Here is a 20849-nt window from a genome sequence, read left to right on the forward strand (position 1 = left end):
CGCGCGGGCGTACATGCCGGGGGAGGCGTGGCCCTGGAAGAAGACCTGGTCACCGCCGCCGGGGTGGTCCTTGCCGCGGAAGAAGTGGTTGAAGCCCACCTCGTACAGGGTGGCGGCACCGGCGTACGTGGAGATGTGCCCGCCCACCCCGATGTTCGGCCGCTGCGCCCGGTGGACCATGATGGCGGCGTTCCAGCGCATGTACGCCCGGTACCGGCGCTCGAACTCTTCATTGCCGGGGAACGGAGCTTCCTGGTCCACCGGGATGGTGTTCACGTAGTCCGTAGTGGTCACCATCGGCACGCCGACGCTCTGCGCGCCCGCGCGCTGCAGCAGGCTCCGCATGATGTATTGGGCACGTTCCGTGCCCTGTTCCCTGATCAGTGCGTCCAGGGACTCAGCCCATTCGGCGGTCTCTTCCGGATCACGATCAGGCAGCTGGTTTGTCAACCCGCTGAGGATATGGGAGGTATCTTCTCCTGCAGCCACGTCCAACCTCTCTTTGCGCGCATGCATCGGCGCCCACATGCCGGGCAGGGTGACTGTCCGGCATGAATGCGACGTGTGCGACGTATCGGTTACAACAGCCCGGTCATGTGCGCCGGGCAGGGTCCTATCACGCCTATGTCTGCCATTGAGTTACAGGCGGTCGCCCCGCAGGCATAGTTGTCACCAGTCACTCTAGCTGTGACTCCAGCGCGATGCGTAGCCGCGTCCATGGCGTCCCTGTTGTATTTCGCCGTCATACTGGTTGTGTGACGAAAGCCGCTGCAACGCAGGCTGACGGTACCGGATGTGACGCAGAATATGGCGGATCGCGGTGGTGGCAGCTTGAAGCGCAGGCACAAAGGGTGTTGGCTGGGAGTAATGGAAATCACTATGCGAATTGCATGTATTAGGCATTGGAGGAACACGTGAGCGAGGCCGACGCCGCCACTTCGGTAAATGTGGCGGAAAAATTGGGTTTCAAAAACGGGGATCTGATTCAGGAGTTCGGTTACGACGGCGACGTCGATTTCGACTTACGTGATGATATTGAGGACCTGACAGGGTCCGAGCTCCTGGACGAGGACGACCACGACGTTGTTGACGCCGTCATTTTTTGGTGGCGGGACGGCGACGGGGATCTGGTCGACAGCCTCATGGACTCCCTGACCACCCTGAGTGAAACCGGGGTTGTTTGGGTGTTGACGCCAAAGTCCGGGCGCACCGGGTACGTGTCGCCGGCGGAAATCCAGGAAGCGGCGCCCACTGCGGGCCTGCACCTCACCACCTCGGCAGGTGTGTCAAAGGACTGGAGTGCCACCCGCCTGGTCAGCAGGAAGAACAAGTGACGGCAACTCTTGCCGTAGCCGGGCAGACTGTTCCGGCGGTGGGGGAGCTTGCCCCGGACTTTGAGCTCGTAAACCAGTTCGGAGAACCTGTCCGGCTATCCACTTTGCGCGGGCAAAACGTTGTGCTGGTATTTTATCCGTTTGCTTTTTCGGGTGTCTGCACCGGCGAGCTCTGCGAAATCCGGGACAACCTGGCCGCGTTCGAGGATGCCAGGGCCACCGTCCTGGCCGTGTCCGTGGACAGCAAGTTCAGCCTGAGGGCTTATGCCGAGAAGGAAAGCTACGGCTTTGACCTTCTGGCCGACTTCTGGCCGCACGGCGCTGTCGCTTCCGCCTATGGAGTCTTCGACCCGGAGAGCGGTATGGCTGGGCGCGGGACCTTCATCATCGATGCAGCAGGAACAATCCGCTATGTCGTGGTGAATCCGCGCGGGCAGGCCCGCGAGCTCGCCGAGTACCAGGATGCTCTGGCAGGTCTGGAACAAGCCTGAGGCCGCATGGACCGGCAGCGGCACGGCATCGGCCTGACAGGCTTCGCCAGCCTGCCGGCCGCTGACCCTGCCGCGCTGTCCAGTGCGGACCTTCAGGGGCTTGAACGCGTCCGGGAGCTTTTGTCCGGCAAGCGGCTGGCGTTACTGACCGGCGCAGGGCTGAGCACCGATTCGGGCATCCCGGATTACCGCGGGCCGGACGCCGTGCCACGTTCGCCCATGACGTACCAGGAGTTTGTGCGCGACCGCGCCAACCGCCAGCGCTATTGGGCGCGGAACCATATCGGCTGGTCCCACCTGCGGCACGCAGATCCAAACCCTGGGCACACTGCGGCCGCAGAACTTGAGCGGCGGGGCCTGCTCACCGGGTTGATCACCCAGAACGTCGACCGGCTGCATGAAGACGCCGGCAGCCGGAATGTCATTGACCTCCACGGCCGTTATGACCGGGTGGTCTGCCTCGATTGCAGGCGCAGCTACACGCGCCGCCTGCTGGCCGGGGTGCTCGAAGAACTCAATCCCGGCTTCCTGGCGCGCGCCACAACTTCCGGCCTGGTGGAAATGGCGCCCGACGCCGACGCCTCTGTTGAGGACATTGCTCTTATCAGCAGTTTTGTGGTCGCTGGCTGCCCCGCCTGCGGCGGAATTCTCAAGCCCGACTTTGTCTATTTCGGCGAGAACGTGCCCAAAGAACGCGCAGAAGCCGCCTACGCGATGGTGGACAGTGCAGAGGCATTGCTGGTTGCCGGTTCATCGCTGACCGTCATGAGCGGACTGCGGTTCGTCCGGCACGCGGCGAAAGACGGTAAGCCTGTGGTGATCATCAACAGGGGCGGTACCCGGGGCGACCAGCACGCCACCATCAAGCTCGACGCCGGCGTCAGCGAGGCACTGACCTGGCTCGCCGCCGAACTCCCCGATCTTTGACGTTCGGGGCGGCCGTGTCGATTGGCTTTTCGTCCCGCCCGTCAGGTAGAGTTTATGTTCGTTGGTTGACGCGCTGAGGTGCGAAAAACCGGCGGTTTGGGTCTTTAGCTCAGCTGGTAGAGCGCCACGTTTACACCGTGGATGTCATCGGTTCGATCCCGGTAGGACCCACCACCAACCCCGTTGTTCCTGGCCCGAGTGGCCGGAAACAACGGGGTTTTTTTGTTGCCCGTACAGGGCCGCGCTGGCTCAGTTCCGCTGAGGCGCCATATTGTCGGTGGCTGTCCCTAGTGTTCCCGCTATGGAATATGTGGTGGTGAAGACGGCCAAGGACGGCAGCCCGACGACGGTGGTCAGCAACGGCAGGGAATGGGCCGTCGGTGCCGAGGCAGTGAGGTGGTTTGAGCGTGTGAGCTGGTGGGAGGCGCAGCGGCGCATGCCCAAAGGTCTGGGCCGCGTGGACGTTGAGGTCTTGCAGGTCCAGGTGCGGCTGGGCCGCAATCCCCGGTCCGCGCTGACCACCATGGTGCTGGAGCGCGACGGCCTTGGTGGCGGCTGGAGGCTGAGGGAATCCATGGTGGACGTTGCCTGAACCCGGCGGGCCAGGCCGCGGCAACATTCAGGCATTGGAAAACCCTCCACCGCGACTATTGGGGGATGCCGCGGTGGAGGGTCTGAAATGAATATACCGTGAACTTCCTGAAACAAACAAATGCCACGCGGACCAGGCGTGCATGGCGCGGTGAATGGCGCCTTGGCCGGGCCCTGAATCGCGCCTAAGCCATTATGATGGTTAGTGTTCAGCAGAATGAACGCATCTACGCGAAGCGCCCCGGCGTGCCGATCGAAGGAGAATCATGGCCGATTCCCGCACCTCCCGCTCCTCCGAGGGTTTGGGGAGCACATCGCCGGCGCCGGCGGTCACGCGTGCCGCCGCCGTCATGGACGCCTTGTCAGCCTCGGCGACGGGGCGGCTGACGCTGAGCGACCTGGCCCGCGAGCTTGGTATCCCCAAGTCGTCCACCTCCAACCTGTTGCTGGCGTTGGAAGAAGCCCGGCTGATCAGCCGCCAGGGCGCCGAATTCACGCTGGGCCGCAAGCTCGTGGAACTCGGTGCCGCCTATCTCAGCCGGCTCGACGAAGTACAGGAGTTCTACCGGTTCTGCGAGCAGGCGCCGACCCTTTCCGGGGAGACGGTACGCATAGCCATGCTGGACGGAACCAACGTGATCTATTTGGCCCGCTACGAGGGACATCCGGCGGTCCGCCTGACGTCCAACATCGGCGACAAGATGCCGGTGTCCCTGTGTGCCGTGGGCAAGGCCCTGATTGCCCGCCTTCATGACCACGACGTCGACGCAATGTTTTCCGATGACGCCCAACTTCCGGTGCTGACCCCGAAGTCCCTCCGCACCGGGGCCGAACTGAAAGCGCAGCTCACAACCATCCGTGAACAGGGCTATGCGTTCGAAGATGAGGAATCCACCACCGGAGTGGTCTGCCTGGCTGTGGCCGTGCCCACGCGCGGTGCCCACGGCCCGAGCCTTGGGTTGTCAGTCACGGCCCTCAAGGCCACCTACACCGCGGAGCAGGGTTCCCGGATGGTCAAGGAACTGAACGAGCTGGCGCGGTCCCTGGGCAACCCCATGGGCTGAGTGCCCCCGTTTTGGCGGCCCTATTTAACGTTCACACCCCGGTTGTGAACAAAATATCCGTCAACCACTTGCTGCGTGTTCAACTTGCTGTACTCTGTTCAATATAGTGATCGACACCACGGAGTGTCCTCGCTATCCCACCAGGCCAACGGGGGCCTGGAGTGTTTTTGAGGGAGTTCTTGTGACAACTCGTACTAAATCACCGCAGACTGACATGGACGGCGCCGCCGTCGATCCGGAGCAGCTGCGAAGGGCAACTCTTGCCAGCTCAGTAGGCTCCGCACTGGAGTACTACGACTTCTACATCTACGGCCTCGCCTCGGCCTTGATCTTTGGGCCGCTCTTCTTCTCACCGCTGGGGGAAAGCGGCGCCGTGATCGCGTCGTTCGCCACCTACGGTGTGGGCTTCGCAGCCCGGCCGTTCGGCGGCATCGTCTTTGGCTACATCGGTGACCGGTTCGGCCGGAAGATGGTCCTGATCCTGACCATCGGCCTGATGGGCATGGCCAGCTTCGCCATCGGGCTCCTGCCCACCTTTGAACAGGCGGGAATGGTCGGCGCAGTGCTCCTGGTGGCCCTTCGGATCCTTCAGGGCCTGGGCGCCGGCGCCGAGCAGGCAGGCGCCACTACCCTGATCTCAGAAGTGGCCCCGCGCCGCCGTCGTGGATTCTTCGCCGCACTGCCGTTCGTCGGCATCCAGCTGGGCACCCTGCTCGGCGCAGGCACCTTCGCCCTGATGGCACTGGCCGACAAGGAAGTGCTGCAGGGATGGCTGTGGCGTGTTCCGTTCCTGGCGAGCGTCATCCTGATTGCCATCGCGGTCTTTATCCGGCTCCGGCTTAAGGAAACTCCGGTCTTCCAGGAACTGGAAAAGCACAAGGCCGTGGTTAAGAACCCCGTCGTACAGATCTGGAAGCATTCGAAGAAGAACGTGCTCATCGGCATCGGCCTGCGCATGGGAGAAAACGGAAACTCCTCCATTTACTCCGCCCTCCTGGTGTCCTTCATCAGCCTGCCCGCCGGGGTCTTCGCCGGCGACAAGTTCATCGGCCCCACCGGCCTCCTCATTGCCGCCGGTTTCGCAGCGGTCATGGTGGTCACCTTCGGCGCCCTTTCCGACCGCTTCGGACGCGTTCCGGTATACCGCTACGGCGCCCTCTTCCAGGCCGTCATCGCCCTGCCGGCCTTCTACCTGGTCACGCTCGGCAACGTCACCCTCGTCTGGGTGGTCATGGTGGTGGGCATTTCACTCGGCGTGCAGTCCATGCTCGGTCCGCAGTGCGCCCTGTTGCCGGAACTCTTCGGCTCCCAGCATCGCTTCACCGGCGTGGCGCTGAGCCGTGAACTCTCCGCCGTCCTGGCCGGCGGATTCGCACCCATGATCGGTGTGGCCCTCCTGGCCGCGACCGGCCATTCCTGGCTGGTTCCCGCCATCTACTCCCTGGTCCTGGCGCTGATCTCCTTCGGCACCACCTTCTTCACCCCAGAAACCAACGGCAGGGACCTGCTCCTGGTGGAGGATGCACGCTAGGCACTTCACCGACGCAATGGGCGGCTTCCCCTGGATGGGGAGGCCGCCTTCGCGCGTTATGCCCGCACCGCCTGATGTACCTTCCGGCACCATGCGGCAGGCTGTTCCCGCGGACAGAACGCGGATGCAACCGTCGACGCGACACTGACACAACCGCTGACACAAAAGAGCCCCTGCTGCGGATCCCTGTTTCCAGGATCCACGGCAGGGGCTCTGACGTGCCGGGGCCTGCGCCTTAGTAGAAGTGGACCGGGTCCACCAGGTGGGGGAGGTCGCCGCCGTCGAGGAACGTGCGCAGGTTGCTGCAGAAGCGCTCCGCGATCAGGCGGTTCTCCGCGGCACTGAGCGCCGACGTATGTGGCGACACCATGACCCTGGGGTGGTTCCACAGCGGGCTGTCCTGGGGGAGCGGTTCCACGGCAAAGACATCAAGGCACGCGTAGGAGACCTGGCCGTTGTCCAGGGCCTCCAGCAGGGCGTCCTCGTCCACCACAGTGCCGCGGCCCACGTTCACAAACACCGTTCCCGGCTTCATTGCGGCAAACGCCGCACGGTTGAAGAGCTTCTCCGTGTACGGCGTGCCGGGCAGCGTATTGACGACGGCGTCTGCCGAGGCGAGCAGTCCGGCCAGTCCGTCATTGCCGGCAACCTGCTCGATTCCTTCGATGGGCTCAACATTCCGCTTGGTGCCGCTGACCGTCATGCCCAGGGCCCGGGCGATCCGGGCGGTCTCCAGACCGATTTCTCCCAGGCCGGTCACTACCAGCGTGGAACCGCTGACCAGGCGGGTGGGGGTCCGAAGCTCGGGCCACACCTTGGCGGCCTGGTCCTGGGCCAGCTCGGCGCTGCGCTTGAAGCCGTTGAGGATTCCCAGTGCAGCGAATTCTGCCAGCGGCAGGGCATGGACGCCGGCGGAGGTGGTCACCTTGAACTTGAGGAGGGTTTCCTGGTCCAGCCCGGATGCCTTGACAGCGCCGCCGGCGCCGGCGGCCATGGCGTGGACCCACTGGAGCCGTGGATTTTCACGCGCGATGCGGGCCAGGCCCGCGGGGCTCTCATTGGGCAGGCCGTACAGAACCTGCGCCTTGTTGAGCATGGCCCAGTACTGCTCCTCCTGCGCGGGAGTTCGTTTGAAGTCCGGATCCCCTGAGTGGTCGGCCGGAAAACGCTCGGGCGGAAGCAGGTCCGGCTCATAGAGGACAGTTACGGAGGGGTCTACGGCGCGGATGCGGTCCACCAGCTCTGCTTCGAGCGGGACGGCGATCGCGACGGTGGTTAGAGTCGTCATAGTGTTCATCATACTGAATAGCGGCTAGGATATTGGACAGATGTCCCTTCATTAACCACACAACGATGTGAGTCGAGGCCTAGATATGGAAGACAGAACAGCGGGCTTTGTAGGCCTGGGGCTGATGGGGCTGCCCATGGCAGCGAATCTGGTCCGCGCCGGCTGGGTGGTCACCGCCTGGAACAGATCCGATGCTCCCCTCCAGGAATTCGTGGCGCAGGGTGGCCATTCCGCGCCCGACATTGCATCCCTGCGGGACCAGCCAATCATCGCCTTTATGCTCCCGGACCTTTCCTTCATCGAGGAGGCCTCGGCGGGGCTGCTGGCGAGCTGGCATGCGAATCCGCCGCAGGCCGGCACTGCCGTAGTGGTCGCAAGCTCAGTCTCACCGGCTAAGGTCCAGGACTTCGGGCGACGGGTCCACGCGGCAAGCCACGGCCGCGCCAGCGTCGTGGACGCCCCGGTCAGCGGCGGAACCAAGGGCGCCACCGACGGCACCCTGGCGATTATGGCCGGCGGTACCGCGGACGACTTCCGGCGGCTCGAGCCGTTCTTCAGCGCCATGGGGACAACCGTCAGACACATGGGCCCACTGGGCGCGGGGTCGCTCGCCAAGGCCTGCAACCAGCTCATTGTTGGAACCACGACGGCGGCGCTCGCCGAAGCGGCCGAGCTCGCCGAGCGCTCCGGGATGGATCCGGCGGCGCTGTTCGACGTCCTGGCCGGCGGCCTTGCGGGCAGCCGTGTTCTGGAGAACGCGGGGCCGCGCCTGGCCCGGAAGGACTACACACCAACGGGCCCGGCGAAGTTTATGCATAAGGACCTGTCCTTTGTGCTCGAGTCGGCCCGGGCGGCCGGCGCTGCCGTGCCGATGGCGGCGGCCGCCGTCGAGCTTTACGCCGAACTCAAGCGCCAGGGCCTTGGCGATCAGGACCTTGCCGTGGTCCGCCAGGCCATTTCGAATCTGAGCGACAACACCAATAGCGCGGAACCAGTGGAAGCCGCAACGAAAGGGACAGCTGCGCCATGAGTGGACTTTTTGATTTGACGGGGCGGGTTGCCCTGGTGACAGGTTCGAGCCGGGGGATTGGTCATGCGTTGGCGCGGGCGTTGGCGGATGCCGGAGCGACGGTGGTGCTGAACGGGATTAATGCGGAGCGGTTGAAGGCGGCTGAGGCGGCGATGGCCGCGGACTTCGCGCCGGGGCGGGTCCATAGTGTCGCGTTTGATGTCACCAGTGATGCCGAGGCTGCCCGGGGCGTTTCGTGGGTGGAGGAAAACGTAGGTCCGTTGGAGATCCTGGTGAACAATGCCGGGATCCAGCACCGGGTGCCGATGCTGGAGCTCGATGTCGCGGACTGGGAGCGGGTGATCGCCACGGATCTGACGAGCGCGTTCCTGGTGGGGCGGGAGGCCGCCCGGCACATGATCCCGCGGGGCAGGGGCAAGATCATCAATATCTGTTCGGTGCAGACAGACCTGGCCCGGCCCACGATCGCCCCGTATGTGGCGGCGAAGGGCGGGCTGCGGAACCTGACCCGGGCGATGACGGCGGAGTGGGCGGGGTCCGGGCTGCAGATCAACGGGATCGCCCCGGGCTACATCCACACCGAGATGACGCAGAACCTGGTGGACGATGAGCAGTTCAACGCCTGGATCCTGGGCCGGACCCCGGCGCGCCGGTGGGGCACGGTCCAGGACCTGGCCGGGCCGGCGGTGTGGCTGGCCTCGGACGGGTCGGACTTTGTGAACGGGCAGACGATCTTTATCGACGGCGGAATGACGGTGGTGGTCTGATGGGCGCTTCAGCAGTGGCCCGGGGGACCGAAGCAACATCCCTGCCGGTTTCCCTGCCGGTGTCGGGTGTGGCGGTGGTGGCGCATGCGGCCGGGGACCTGCGGATCGAGGAGGTCCCGCTGGCCGCCCCGGCCGCGGACGAGGCCGTGGTCGAGGTTGCGTACGGCGGGATCTGCGGGTCGGACCTGCATTACTGGCTGCACGGGGCGGCGGGCGAATCGATCCTGAGGGCGCCGCTGGTGCTGGGGCATGAGATTTCCGGTGTTGTGGTCCGGGCGGCGGCGGACGGGACCGGCCCGTCCGCGGGCGCCCCGGTCGCGGTCCACCCGGCTACCCCGGGTCCGGGGGCGGGGGAGGTGCGGTGGCCGGCGGACCGGCCCAACCTCTCCCCGGGATGTACGTATCTGGGCAGCGCGGCCCGGTTCCCGCACACCGACGGCGCTTTCGCCCGCTACGTGAACCTGCCCACCCGGATGCTGCGGGCACTCCCGGCCGGGGTGGACCTGCGGACCGCGGCGCTGATCGAACCCGCGTCGGTGGCCTGGCACGCCGTCGCCCGTGCCGGGGACGTCGCGGGCAGGAGCGTGCTGGTGATCGGGTCCGGCCCGATCGGTGCGCTGGCCGTCGCGGTCCTCAAACGTGCCGGCGCGGGCCGGATCACCGCCGTCGATGTCCATGCCAAACCGCTGGAGATCGCCGCCGCCGTCGGAGCGGACCAGACCCTGCAGGCCGGGGACGCGGACGCGATCGCCGCGGTGCAGGCCGACGTCGTCATCGAATCCTCCGGCAGCCACCACGGCCTGGCCTCGGCCATCCACGGCGCGGGGCGCGGCGGGACGGTGGTCATGGTCGGGCTGCTGCCCACCGGGCCCCAGCCGGTCCTGATCTCCCTGGCCATCACCCGGGAACTGGACCTGCGCGGATCCTTCCGCTTCAACAACGAGATCGACGACGTCATCACCGCCCTCGCCGACCGCACCCTGAACATCGGCCCCGTCATCACCCACGAATACCCCCTCAGCCAAGGACTCGAAGCCTTCGAAACCGCCAAAAACTCCGCCGCATCAGGAAAAGTCCTCCTCAACTTCCAACCCGAGTAACGCCATAAGGGACGGGCGGGGCCGGGGCGTTGTCAGGTCCGGCGGACCGGGATAAACACCCGGGGCTGGTCCGTCCACGTTCCGGACAGCCGGGACGTGGTGCGGCGCATGATCTGTTCGGATGCGGCCCGGGCCGTGGCGGCGTCCCCGGCGGCGACCGCCTCGGCGAGATCGACGTGCCATTGGAGCGCTCCCTCGTGGGGGTGGTCCGGCATGAGTCCGTGGACCGTGCGCCCCGTCAGGGTCTCCGCCACTTGCCCCATCAGGTTGGCGAACATTTCGTTGCCCGATCCGGAAAGCAGGACCGAGTGAAAGGCGATGTCCAGCTCCAGGAACTTCTGCGCGTCCCCGGAGTGGCCGGCGTCGCGCAGGGCATGGGCGATGTCCACCAGCTCACGCCGGAGCTGTGCCGGGGCATTGTTCGCGGCCAGCTCGGCAGCTGCGGGCTCGACGGCGGAACGCAGTTCGATCAGTGAACGCAGCTGGGCGCCGCGGGCGTCGCTGGACAGCCGCCAGCGGATGACCTGCGAATCGAAAGGGTTCCAGCGGCTCGGCGGCAGCACCCGGATCCCCACCCGCTTGGTGGTTTCCACGAGGCCCAGGGACTGAAGGACCCGTACAGCCTCGCGGACCACGGAACGCGAAACCTGCAGTTCTTCCTCAAGATGCTCGGCCAGCATGATGTGTCCGGTGGGCAGCTCGCCCGTGATGATCCGGGTGCCAAGGTTCTCAATGGCACGGTGGTGCAGGCTCGTCGACATGGACTCAAGCCTAAACTGGGATGGACTGGCCCCGTTCCACAAAGTGGGCACCGCTTCCCTCAAGCCGATTGAATATATATGCTTTATTAGGATCCATCGGTTCGTGACAGCGTGCTTCGCAGCGAACGCGGAGCCATCTGCACATCCATTGCACAACGAAATTGGAGTTTTGATGTCTGCACACATCGGTGTCACCGGCCTTGCGGTGATGGGCGCCAACCTGGCCCGCAACCTGGCCCGCAACGGCTTCACCGTTGCCCTGCACAACAGGTCCGTCGAAAAGACCGACGCGCTGCTCGAAAAGCACGGCACGGACGGCGACTTCGTCCGCACCGAGACGCTGCAGGACCTTGTTGACTCCCTGGAGAAGCCCCGCCGTGTCCTGATCATGGTCAAGGCCGGCAAGCCGGTTGACTCGGTCATCGAGCAGCTTGAACCCCTCCTGGAAGCCGGCGACATCATCATCGACGCCGGAAACTCCCACTACGAGGACACCCGCCGCCGCGAAGCCGCGCTGGCGAAGAAGGACCTGCACTTCGTCGGCATCGGCGTCTCCGGCGGTGAGGAAGGTGCCCTGAACGGCCCGTCCATCATGCCCGGTGGTTCCAAGGAGTCCTACGACGCCCTCGGCCCTCTGCTCGAAAAGATCTCCGCGCACGTCGACGGCAAGCCCTGCTGCGCCTGGATCGGCACCGACGGCGCCGGCCACTTCGTCAAGATGGTCCACAACGGCATCGAATACGCCGACATGCAGGTCATCGGCGAAGCCTTCGACCTCCTCCGCTCCGGCGCCGGCATCGAACCCGCCGACCAGGCCAAGATCTTCGAAGAGTGGAACAAGGGCGAACTCGCCTCCTTCCTGATCGAAATCTCCGCCGAGGTCCTGGGCCACGTTGACACCCGCACCGGCAAGCCGTTCGTCGACGTTGTGGTGGATGCCGCAGGCCAGAAGGGCACCGGACGCTGGACGGTCATTTCGGCGCTGGAGCTTGGTTCCCCGACGTCGGGCATCGCCGAGTCGGTCTTCGCCCGCGCCCTGTCATCGCAGTCCGAGCAGCGCAAGATCGCCCAGGAGCTCCTCGCCGGTGAGGAAATCGCCGTCGACGTTCCCGACACCTTTGTTGAGGACGTCCGCCAGGCGCTGTACGCGTCCAAGCTGGTTTCCTACGCCCAGGGCCTGGACATGCTGACCTCAGCAGCCAAGGAATACGGCTGGGACCTCAAGTTGGACGAGATCGCTTCGCTGTGGCGCGGTGGCTGCATCATTCGTGCAGAGCTCCTCAAGGAAATCACCAACGCCTACGCCGCCGAAGACAAGCCGGCCAACCTGTTGTTCGCCCCGGCGTTCACCAAGGCCATCGCCGATGTCCTGCCGGCCTGGCGCCGCGTGGTCTCCACCGCCGTCCAGCTTGGCATCCCCGTGCCGGTCTTCTCCTCATCACTGGCCTACTACGACGGCCTGCGCCGCAAGCGCCTGCCGGCCGCCGTGATCCAGGGCCAGCGTGACCTCTTCGGCGCGCACACCTACGGCCGCGTCGACGCCGAGGGCACGTTCCACACCCTGTGGGGCGAGGACAAGTCCGAAATCGAAGCAGTGGACACGCACTAATCCCCATGCTCTGATTGCATCAAGCTGCAAACCCTGCGGCCGGCACTTCCCGGATATTCTGGGAGCTGCCGGCCGTTGGCGTCTCTGGCAGCAGGCGCGGTGTCCGTCCATCCAAGGAGTCAGAATGCCCAAGCCAGTCGCATTTGTTACGGGAGCCTCCACGGGTATCGGCTTCGAGGCGGCGAAGAAGCTCGGCAGCCATGGCTTCATCGTCTACGCCGGCGCCCGTCGCGTGGACAGGATGGAGCCGCTGAAAGCGCTTGGCGTCCAAGTCCTGGCACTGGACGTAACGGACGACGACTCGATGCGTGCCGCCGTCGGCCGTGTCCTGGAAGAACGCGGGCGGATAGACGTTCTGGTCAACAACGCCGGCTACGGGTCCTACGGGGCGCTGGAGAAGGTGGACCTGGCCGAAGGCCGCCGCCAATTTGAGGTGAACGTCTTTGGCCTTGCCAGGATGACCCAGCTGGTCCTGCCGGCCATGCGGAGTGCGGGCCGGGGCAGGATCATCAACATCTCGTCCATCGGCGGAAAATTCTACGAGCCCCTCGGCGCCTGGTACCACGCCACGAAGTTCGCCGTGGAGGGCATGAGCGATGCGCTGCGGCTGGAACTCAAGCCGCACGGCATCGACGTAGCCATCATCGAACCGGCAAGTACGCTCAGCGAATGGGGCCGGATTTCCGCTGACGGGCTGTTGGCCAGCAGCGGTGAGGGGCCGTACGCTGCCCAGGCAAAGCACATGGCGAATGTCCTGGCGTCCACGGACAGGCCTGAGACGTCAACGCAGCCAGCAGTGATTGCTGCTGCTGTACTGCACGCGGCCACCGCTGCGCGTCCCCGGACCCGGTATCCGGTGGGCAGGGGAGCGGCAGTAATCCTTGGCCTGCGGCGCGTCCTGCCCGACCGGCTCTATGACGCGGTGGTCATGGCAGTCCTGAAGCGCGTTGCGGGGCAGGGACTGCAGTAACGGATCAGATCCGGTATTCGATGTCGTACTCGGCCGGATCCACTGCGGGTTTGGTTTCGCGCTGGGCGTCGCGGTGGCGCCACTTGGCAGGCACCCCGGTGACAATCGATTCCGGCGGCGCGTCCTTGACCACCACGGCGTTGGCGCCCACGGCGCTGTCCCGGCCGATGGTGATGGGTCCCAGGATCTTGGCCCCGGCACCGATGGTGACCCGGTCCTCAATGGTGGGGTGGCGCTTGACCTTGGCCAGGGAGCGGCCGCCCAGCGTGACGCCGTGATAGATCATCACGTCTTCGCCGATTTCGGCGGTCTCGCCGATGACCACACCCATGCCGTGGTCGATGAAGAAGCGCCGGCCGATCGTGGCGCCGGGGTGGATCTCGATTCCGGTCAGGAAGCGGCCCAGCTGCGACACCAGCCGCGCCGGGAACCGCAGCCCCGGGCTCTGCCACATGCGGTGCGTCAGCCGGTGGATCCAGATGGCGTGCAGCCCCGAATAGGCGAAAAAATTCTCAAAAGAACCTCGCGCCGCCGGGTCGTGTGACCGGGCGGCGTCGAGGTCTTCCTTCAGTCTTGCGAAAAAGCCCACAAAGTTCTTTCTACAGTAAACGGGGCGACAACGGACTGATCAGCCGCGGATGTCGTCATAGAGCACGGTGGAGATGTAACGCTCACCGAAGTCGCAGACAACCGCCACGATCAGCTTGCCGGCATTCTCCGGACGCTTGGCCAGTTCCAGGGCACCCCAGACGATGGCGCCGGAGGAGATGCCGCCGAGGATGCCTTCCTTGACGCCGAGTTCACGGGCGACGCGGACGGAATCCTCCAGGGTGGCGTCCAGTACTTCGTCGTAAACGTTGGTGTCCAGGATTTCCGGGATGAAGTTCGCACCGATGCCCTGGATCTTATGCGGCCCGGGAGCGCCGCCGTTCAGGATTGCGGAGTCCTTCGGCTCGATGGCCACAATCTGGACGTCAGGATTGCGTTCCTTCAGGACCTGGCCGACGCCGGTGACGGTTCCGCCAGTGCCGATTCCGGCGACGAAGATGTCCACCTTGCCGTCGGTGTCGGACCAGATTTCCTCGGCGGTGGTGGTGCGGTGGATCTCAGGGTTGGCCTCGTTGGCGAACTGCTGGGCCCAGATGGAGTTCTCCGTGTTGGCCACGATTTCCTGGGCCTTTTCCACGGCGCCGCGCATGCCCTCGGAACCCGGGGTCAGCACAATCTCGGCACCGAACGCACGCAGCATAACGCGGCGCTCGGTGGACATGGTCTCGGGCATGGTCAGGATGACCTTGTAGCCGCGGGCAGCGCCCACCATGGCCAGGGCGATGCCGGTGTTGCCGGAAGTACCTTCGACGATGGTGCCGCCGGGCTTGAGGGCGCCGGACTTCTCGGCGGCGTCAACGATGGCCACGCCGATGCGGTCCTTGACGCTGTTGGCCGGGTTGTAGAACTCCAGCTTGACGGCCACAGTGGCGCCCAGGCCCTCGGTGAGCCGGTTCAGGCGGACCAGCGGAGTGCCGCCGACCAGCTGCGTTACATCGTCATAGATCCGTGCCATGTAGATATGCCTATCTCTCAAGAGTGAATGCTGAGGTCAGCCTAACGATGGCTGAGCAGCCGCTGCTAAGCATTAAGCCATGCAGAGTAATATTTCCTGGCCTTCGCGAGCTTCGGATTGATGATTACCTGGCAGTAGCCCTGCTCGGGGTACTTGGCGTAATAGTCCTGGTGGACGTCCTCCGCCACATGGAACCGTGACAGCCGGCTGACCTCGGTCACAATCGGGTGCGACCACAGCGCCTGGTTCCGTTCAATGGCTTCCTCGAAGAGAATCTTCTCCTCGGTGGTCTCATAGAACATGGACGAACGGTACTGGGTGCCCACGTCGTAGCCCTGGCGGTTGAGCGTGGTGGGATCGTGCAGCGCGAAGAACATGTCCAGGATGACCTCGGCCGGGATGACGGACTCGTCGAAGGTGACCGCCACGACCTCAGCGTGGCCCGTGGTTCCGCCGCAGACGGAGTAGTAGTCCGGCCGGGGGTCATGGCCGCCTGTGTAGCCGGAAATCACCGAGGAGACTCCCTTGGTTTTCTGGTAGACAGCATCAAGGCACCAGAAGCAGCCCCCGCCAAGAACAAAAGTTTTCATGACCTCTTCAATGGTTGAGCGCGCCGGATGATTCCCTGACCACCCTACGAGACTTTGAATGATGCCGGGCAAACGGCCGGATGGGGTAAAACTGAGACTATGGAATCTGCAGACACCGGCGTGACAGATGCGGGCAAGCACGACGACGGCTCCCGTACGGGGGAGGACGCTGCAGCGGCTGGTCCGGCTGCTCCCACGCTGGGCCAGGTGCTGCTGGCGGTAGAGGAACTCTGGCCCGAGTCACTGGCCGAAAACTGGGACGAAGTAGGGCTCGTGGCCGGCCACCCCTCAGCGCCCGTGAGCCGGGTGATGTTCGCCGTTGATCCCACGCTTACGGTAATCGAGGAAGCGGTGGAATGGGGTGCCGAGCTCCTGATCACCCACCACCCCTTGCTCCTCAAGGGCGTCACGTCGGTAGCCGCCACCACTGCCAAAGGGCAGGCCATCCACCGTCTCATCGAGTCCGGCACCGCACTCCTGACCGTCCACACCAACGGTGATTCCGCCGTCGGGGGCGTTTCCGACGTCCTGGCTGATGCGCTGGGACTGGAGGGCGTTGTCCCGCTGACGGTTGCCGCGAACGGCCTGCCGGAGGAAGGCATCGGACGCGTGGGTGATCTGGCGGACGTGATGAGCCTGGGCGACTTCGCGGCCAGGGTGTTCGGCATCCTGCCGTCGGTGGCCGGGGGAGTCCGCGTGTCCGGGGATAAGGATGGGCTGGTGCGGCGTATTGCGGTTTGCGGCGGGGCGGGGGATTCCCTGTTCAACGAGGTGCGGGCCAACAACGCCGACGTCTATGTCACCGCCGACCTCCGGCACCACCCGGCGTCCGAAGCCCGCGAAGCGGCAGTGAACGGCCGGCCGTACCTGATTGACGTCTCGCACTTCGCCAGCGAATGGCTCTGGCTGCCTGCAGCTGCGTCCGCACTGGGCAATGTGCTCGCCGACCAGGGCCACGACGTCGAGATCCAGGTAAGCACCACCAACAGCGATCCGTGGGACTTCATTCTGACTCCGGGCTGAGCCTGGCGTGCGAGGGGCCCTGGGTGAGCGGAGCGAGGCAGGGGAGCACGCCAGGCGCTAGAGTCTATACAGCGCCGATACGGTGCCCGGCTTCGGCCGGATTGGATTTAGCGGAGGTAAATAGTGGCCAAGGCAGCACCGGCGGAACAGTTGAAGTTGCTCGAACTGCAGGGGCTGGACGCAAAGCTCAAGTCCCTCTCCAACCGCCGTCGCGCCCTGGAAACCGATCCCCGGATCGAGGACCTGCAATCAGCATTGTCCGTCGCCAACGGTGAACTCGGCTCCGCCAAGATGGCCGTCCATGACGCCGAAGCCGAGCTGAAGCGGGCCGAGGCCGACGTCGAACAGGTAGCCTCCCGCATCGCACGCGACGAAGCCCGGCTCAACAGCGGCACGGGGCTGTCAAAGGACCTCGTGGCACTGCAGAAGGACATCGCCTCCCTCAACAAACGCCGCTCCGACCTTGAGGACGTGGAGCTGGAAGTCCTGGAACGCCTGGATTCCTTGCGCGAACGGCAGGCGGCCCAGCAGCTCATCGTGGACAACGTCCAGGGCTCTTTCGGCGGCATCCGGGCCGAACTCGATGAGGCCCTGGCCGAGGTGGCCGCCGAAGCCGCCGTTGTCCGCGGCAAGCGCGCCGAATTCGCTGAAGGACTCGACGCCGGGATGCTGGCAATTTACGAAAAGACGCTCGCTAAGCGTGGAGTGGGCGCCGCACGGTTGTTCCACGGAACCTCCGAGGCCTCAGGAATGAAGCTGAGCCCTGGAGACCTCGCCGAGATCAAGGCCGCCTCCGACGACGACATCGTGTTCTGCCCGGATTCCGGCGCCATCCTGGTGCGCTCCGCCGAGTGGAACACCCCCGCCCCAACTGCCTAGCAGCCCATGTAGGTCGCAGCAGATGTCGCTATGGGCGCCCATACCGACATCTGCTGCGACTCAGTTGGGAAGGATAATGTTCAGGGCGTGCGGCTTCCGCGCTGAACCGTCAACCAACTCCGCGTCCCATTTCTCGCGCGCGGCCTTCAGCAGCTGTACCGGGGTCTGCGGGGCGTTGCCGCGGCGGGCCAGCAGGTGCCGTGCGAGCTCGCCGCGCGTGTGCTTCGCGAAGTGGCTGACCACCTTGCGCGCCCCGTTGACCTCGGTGAACACGTTGACGGCCACCGTCTGAGCCGGCGGTGGTGCCCATGCCACGGCATACGTGCTGGACCGGCAGTCCACGAGCAGATGCCCGGACACGAACTCCGTGAGGGCTTCCGAAAGCTGCGGCTTCCAGAACGAGGCGAGGCGGCCGACGTCGGGCAGTGCCGTTCCCATCGACAGCCGGTATGCGGGCACCCGGTCGGCGAAGCGGATGGCACCCCACAGGGCCGAGATCACCAGCACGGAACCATCGGCCTTACGGCGCTGCGCCGGGGTCAGCGTTTTGTAGCCGAGGGCGTCGTACAGAACGCCCGAATAGATCTGGTGCGCAGGGGCCGCCGGTTCGGCGTCGAGCCGGGTGTTGCGTTCGACGTCGTCCTGCAGCGAGGCACCGACGCCCAGCAACGCGAGGGCATCCTCATGCGCACTCACCGTCCCCAGCGACTCCAGGACCTTGGCCCGGTAGGTGTTGAGTTCCGGAAAGCTCAGTGACGGCCAGTCGACGGCGGACCCGCGGACTGCGGGGGTCTTGCCTTCGGAGGGGGGAAGCAGAATCAGCACCGTACGATCCTACCGGCGACGGCGGTGCCCTCCACCGGCGGTAGACTGGGCTGCGGATGGGTTGACCAGGCGGCCGCGCGTCACGCAAGTGGCTCGAGGAACGTCCGGGCTCCGCAGGGCAGGGTGGTGGGTAACGCCCACTCGGGGTAACCCGCAGGCCAGTGCCACAGAGAACAGACCGCCTGTGTCTTCCGGCAACGGAGGCTCAGCAGGTAAGGGTGAAACGGTGGTGTAAGAGACCACCAGCTTCCCGGGTGACCGGGAAGGCTAGGTAAACCCCACCCGGAGCAAGGCCAGACAGGACACGTTTGAGGGCTGCCCGCCCGAGTGTCCGGGTAGGCCGCTGGAGGGCGTCGGCAACGGCGTCCGTAGATGGATGGCCGCTACTCCCGCGCTGGTAACGGCACGGGAGCACAGAACCCGGCGTATCGGTCAACCCATCCAACACCACCCGCCGGGCACCGACCCTCCCCGCATGTGAGTGATTTCACGCCGGTTGCGGCGGTCCGCGGTGTCGCTCCAGCCTAGAATAGAGAGCGAACGTAGAAGTTCTGCCGCCGGGTCTGCGTTCGCAGCCGGTGGCTTTTCTTTACGCTTCTCCACGGCACCCGGGATGGACCGCATCCTGCCGGTGCCAGAGCCCCTGGACAACATCAGGTGGCCGCCAACCGCGTACGACGACGTATGCGGCTGAACCGAGGAAGGTAGTTCTGTGAGCCAGACGTCAGATTCTTGTCTTGATACGTGGATGGGCCGGGAGGCTCTCGCCGAGGCCATGATTCCGGTGATTGGCCGGCTGTACCGCGAAAACAACGTGGTGACCAGCATTCACGGCCGCAGCCTGATCAACAAGTCCACCATGAACATCCTCAAGGCGCACCGTTTCGCCCGCCGCATGAGCAACACCGAGCTGCTGCTCGAAGAGACCGCACCGCTGCTGAACATCCTGGCTCAGCTGGAGCTGGGTGCAGCGGCGATCGACGTCGCCCGCCTCGCAGAGAAGTTCAAGGCAGAAGGCGACGGCGCCACCCTGGAAGAGTTCCTCCGCGCCGAGCTTGCCGAGGTAGTCGGCAAGCGTGGCGGCGATGACCGCACCAGCACCGACGTCGTACTGTACGGCTTTGGCCGGATCGGCCGCCTCCTGGCCCGCCTCCTCATCGAAAAGGCCGGCGGCGGCCACGGCCTGCGCCTGCGCGCCATCGTGGTTCGCCGCGGCTCGGACAAGGACCTCACCAAGCGCGCCAGCCTCCTCCGCCGCGACTCGGTCCACGGCTCCTTCGAGGGAACCATCCGCGTGGACGAGGACGCCAACACCATCACCGCCAACGGCGTCCAGGTCCAGGTCATCTACTCGGACAACCCCTCCACGATCGACTACACCGCCTACGGCATCCACGACGCCCTGGTGGTGGACAACACGGGCCGCTGGCGCGACGCCGAGGGCCTGTCGCAGCACCTGCAGAGCAAGGGTGTTGCCCGCGTTCTCCTCACCGCCCCGGGCAAGGGCAATCTGAAGAACATCGTGCACGGCATCAACCACGGCACGATCGAGGATACGGACCAGATCGTTTCCGCAGCCTCATGCACCACCAACGCCATCACCCCGGTCCTGAAGGCCATCAACGACAAGTTCGGTGTGATCCACGGCCACGTGGAAACCGTCCACTCCTTCACCAACGACCAGAACCTCATCGACAACTTCCATAAGGGCGACCGCCGCGGCCGCTCCGCAGCGCTGAACATGGTCATCACGGAAACCGGTGCGGCCACCGCTGTGGCGAAAGCGCTGCCCGAGCTGTTGGGCAAGCTCACGGGAAGTTCCATCCGCGTCCCCACGCCGGACGTTTCGCTGGCCATCCTGAACCTGAGCCTGGAGAACGGCACCACGAAGGATGAGGTGAACGACTACCTGCGCCAGATGTCCCTGCATTCGGACCTGCGCAAGCAGATCGACTACATCGATTCGCCGGAGGTTGTTTCCACCGATTTCGTCGGGTCGCGCCGTGCCGGCATCGTGGACGGCCTCGCCACGATCTCCAATGACAAGAACGTCATCCTCTACGTCTGGTACGACAACGAGTTCGGCTACAGCTGCCAGGTAGTCCGGGTCATGGAAGAGATGGCCGGGGTCAACCCGCCGTCCTTCCCCGCCAAGGAAGCCGCTGCTGCCTTGGCCGCAATCGCCGTCTAGGCAGTTTGCGGGCTGGCTGCCCTACATTCCCGGCTGATTCGCTGGAATCAGCCGGGAATCGGGACCACACTGGTGGCATGGATAACGAAACTCTCCACGAGACCACCCTTGAACACGCCCTCGACGTTGCCAGGGCCAACCACAAAGAAGCCATCAGGCTCCTGGAGCAGGCCCGCGCCTCCCGGGCTTCCGGCGACGTCGGCGACGACCGTGTGCGCCAGCTCGAAGGGCTCCTCCAAGTTGCCGAAGAAGACCTGCGCCGGGTAGCCCGGGAGCAGTAGCCGGCCATAGCAGTCGGCGGATCACCCGGGCCA

22 protein-coding genes, 1 tRNA gene and 1 other RNA gene are annotated in these 20849 nt (G+C 65.1%); 17 read left to right on the forward strand and 7 right to left on the reverse strand.

The window, feature by feature from the left end; genetic code table 11:
• On the reverse strand, nt 1–516 hold a 516-nt coding region (locus NFC73_RS13450), incomplete at its 3' end, for a pyruvate dehydrogenase E1 component-related protein (RefSeq protein ID WP_504967617.1).
• A gap of 398 nt (nt 517–914) precedes the next feature.
• Here NFC73_RS13450 and NFC73_RS13455 point away from each other — a divergent pair.
• From NFC73_RS13455 to NFC73_RS13485, 7 genes are all read left to right on the forward strand, one after another.
• Nucleotides 915–1334, forward strand: coding sequence for a DUF3052 domain-containing protein (locus tag NFC73_RS13455; protein WP_254750986.1), 420 nt, complete (start codon nt 915–917; stop codon nt 1332–1334).
• Complete coding sequence (locus NFC73_RS13460; protein WP_254750988.1) at nt 1331–1825, forward strand: peroxiredoxin; 495 nt, start codon at nt 1331–1333, stop codon at nt 1823–1825. The genes NFC73_RS13455 and NFC73_RS13460 overlap by 4 nt, the downstream gene beginning before the upstream one ends.
• Nucleotides 1826–1831: 6 nt before the next feature.
• A complete protein-coding gene (locus NFC73_RS13465; RefSeq protein WP_254750990.1) occupies nt 1832–2752 on the forward strand; it encodes an NAD-dependent protein deacetylase in 921 nt (306 codons plus the stop codon).
• Nucleotides 2753–2850: 98 nt separating this feature from the next.
• Nucleotides 2851–2926 (forward strand) — tRNA-Val (locus NFC73_RS13470).
• Nucleotides 2927–3053: 127 nt separating this feature from the next.
• Entirely contained in the window at nt 3054–3344 is a 291-nt protein-coding gene (locus tag NFC73_RS13475; protein WP_254750992.1) for a hypothetical protein, read from the forward strand.
• A gap of 265 nt (nt 3345–3609) precedes the next feature.
• Nucleotides 3610–4407 carry an IclR family transcriptional regulator gene (locus NFC73_RS13480; protein ID WP_254750994.1) on the forward strand — a complete coding sequence of 266 codons (798 nt, stop codon included), beginning with the start codon at nt 3610–3612 and terminating at the stop codon, nt 4405–4407.
• A gap of 214 nt (nt 4408–4621) precedes the next feature.
• Complete coding sequence (locus NFC73_RS13485; RefSeq protein WP_254751225.1) at nt 4622–5938, forward strand: MFS transporter; 1317 nt, start codon at nt 4622–4624, stop codon at nt 5936–5938.
• 235 nt (nt 5939–6173) lie between these two features.
• Here the strand turns inward: NFC73_RS13485 and NFC73_RS13490 are convergent, their stop codons facing one another.
• Nucleotides 6174–7238, reverse strand: a complete 1065-nt coding sequence (locus NFC73_RS13490) for a D-2-hydroxyacid dehydrogenase (protein WP_308292684.1) — start codon at nt 7236–7238, stop codon at nt 6174–6176.
• Between the two features lie 73 nt (nt 7239–7311).
• On the opposite strand from NFC73_RS13490, the gene NFC73_RS13495 reads away from it, so the two are divergent.
• From NFC73_RS13495 to NFC73_RS13505, 3 genes are read left to right on the forward strand one after another with little or no spacing between them, the layout of a single operon-like run.
• Nucleotides 7312–8256: an NAD(P)-dependent oxidoreductase gene (locus tag NFC73_RS13495; RefSeq protein WP_254750998.1), complete on the forward strand. Its 945-nt coding sequence runs from the start codon at nt 7312–7314 to the stop codon at nt 8254–8256.
• Nucleotides 8253–9023: an SDR family oxidoreductase gene (locus NFC73_RS13500; RefSeq protein WP_254751000.1), complete on the forward strand. Its 771-nt coding sequence runs from the start codon at nt 8253–8255 to the stop codon at nt 9021–9023. The genes NFC73_RS13495 and NFC73_RS13500 overlap by 4 nt, the downstream gene beginning before the upstream one ends.
• On the forward strand, nt 9023–10123 hold the full coding sequence (locus NFC73_RS13505) for an L-idonate 5-dehydrogenase (RefSeq protein WP_254751002.1): 1101 nt from the start codon (nt 9023–9025) through the stop codon (nt 10121–10123). The genes NFC73_RS13500 and NFC73_RS13505 overlap by 1 nt, the downstream gene beginning before the upstream one ends.
• A gap of 32 nt (nt 10124–10155) precedes the next feature.
• Here NFC73_RS13505 and NFC73_RS13510 read toward each other — a convergent pair whose 3' ends face one another.
• Nucleotides 10156–10884, reverse strand: a complete 729-nt coding sequence (locus NFC73_RS13510) for a FadR/GntR family transcriptional regulator (RefSeq protein ID WP_254751004.1) — start codon at nt 10882–10884, stop codon at nt 10156–10158.
• A gap of 172 nt (nt 10885–11056) precedes the next feature.
• Here NFC73_RS13510 and gnd point away from each other — a divergent pair, with 172 nt between their 5' ends.
• Complete coding sequence (gene gnd, locus NFC73_RS13515) at nt 11057–12493, forward strand: NADP-dependent phosphogluconate dehydrogenase (protein ID WP_254751006.1); 1437 nt, start codon at nt 11057–11059, stop codon at nt 12491–12493.
• Nucleotides 12494–12617: 124 nt separating this feature from the next.
• Nucleotides 12618–13463: an oxidoreductase gene (locus NFC73_RS13520; protein ID WP_254751008.1), complete on the forward strand. Its 846-nt coding sequence runs from the start codon at nt 12618–12620 to the stop codon at nt 13461–13463.
• Nucleotides 13464–13467: 4 nt separating this feature from the next.
• Here the strand turns inward: NFC73_RS13520 and epsC are convergent, their stop codons facing one another.
• The 3 genes from epsC to msrA form a co-directional block, all read right to left on the reverse strand.
• Nucleotides 13468–14052 carry a serine O-acetyltransferase EpsC gene (gene epsC / locus NFC73_RS13525; RefSeq protein WP_252601539.1) on the reverse strand — a complete coding sequence of 195 codons (585 nt, stop codon included), beginning with the start codon at nt 14050–14052 and terminating at the stop codon, nt 13468–13470.
• A gap of 39 nt (nt 14053–14091) precedes the next feature.
• Nucleotides 14092–15027 (reverse strand): cysteine synthase A, encoded by a 936-nt coding sequence (cysK, locus tag NFC73_RS13530; protein WP_058932137.1) that lies wholly within the window; start codon nt 15025–15027, stop codon nt 14092–14094.
• 65 nt (nt 15028–15092) lie between these two features.
• A complete protein-coding gene (gene msrA, locus NFC73_RS13535; RefSeq protein ID WP_254751009.1) occupies nt 15093–15617 on the reverse strand; it encodes a peptide-methionine (S)-S-oxide reductase MsrA in 525 nt (174 codons plus the stop codon).
• 99 nt (nt 15618–15716) lie between these two features.
• On the opposite strand from msrA, the gene NFC73_RS13540 reads away from it, so the two are divergent.
• Nucleotides 15717–16640, forward strand: coding sequence for a Nif3-like dinuclear metal center hexameric protein (locus NFC73_RS13540; RefSeq protein WP_254751011.1), 924 nt, complete (start codon nt 15717–15719; stop codon nt 16638–16640).
• Nucleotides 16641–16763: 123 nt separating this feature from the next.
• Nucleotides 16764–17519 carry a zinc ribbon domain-containing protein gene (locus NFC73_RS13545; RefSeq protein ID WP_254751013.1) on the forward strand — a complete coding sequence of 252 codons (756 nt, stop codon included), beginning with the start codon at nt 16764–16766 and terminating at the stop codon, nt 17517–17519.
• Between the two features lie 60 nt (nt 17520–17579).
• Here the strand turns inward: NFC73_RS13545 and NFC73_RS13550 are convergent, their stop codons facing one another.
• Complete coding sequence (locus tag NFC73_RS13550) at nt 17580–18344, reverse strand: YaaA family protein (RefSeq protein ID WP_254751015.1); 765 nt, start codon at nt 18342–18344, stop codon at nt 17580–17582.
• 57 nt (nt 18345–18401) lie between these two features.
• On the opposite strand from NFC73_RS13550, the gene rnpB reads away from it, so the two are divergent.
• The 3 genes from rnpB (at nt 18402) to NFC73_RS13565 (ending at nt 20816) form a co-directional block, all read left to right on the forward strand.
• Nucleotides 18402–18788: RNase P RNA component class A (rnpB, locus tag NFC73_RS13555), an RNA gene on the forward strand.
• Nucleotides 18789–19056: 268 nt separating this feature from the next.
• The gene (locus NFC73_RS13560; RefSeq protein ID WP_308292685.1) at nt 19057–20535 is read left to right on the forward strand and encodes a glyceraldehyde-3-phosphate dehydrogenase; all 1479 of its coding nucleotides are present in this window, start codon (nt 19057–19059) and stop codon (nt 20533–20535) included.
• Between the two features lie 77 nt (nt 20536–20612).
• On the forward strand, nt 20613–20816 hold the full coding sequence (locus NFC73_RS13565; RefSeq protein ID WP_254751017.1) for a hypothetical protein: 204 nt from the start codon (nt 20613–20615) through the stop codon (nt 20814–20816).
• The last annotated feature ends 33 nt before the right edge of the window (nt 20817–20849 follow it).

The organism is Pseudarthrobacter humi, assembly GCF_024294965.1.
GTDB lineage: Bacteria > Actinomycetota > Actinomycetes > Actinomycetales > Micrococcaceae > Arthrobacter > Arthrobacter humi.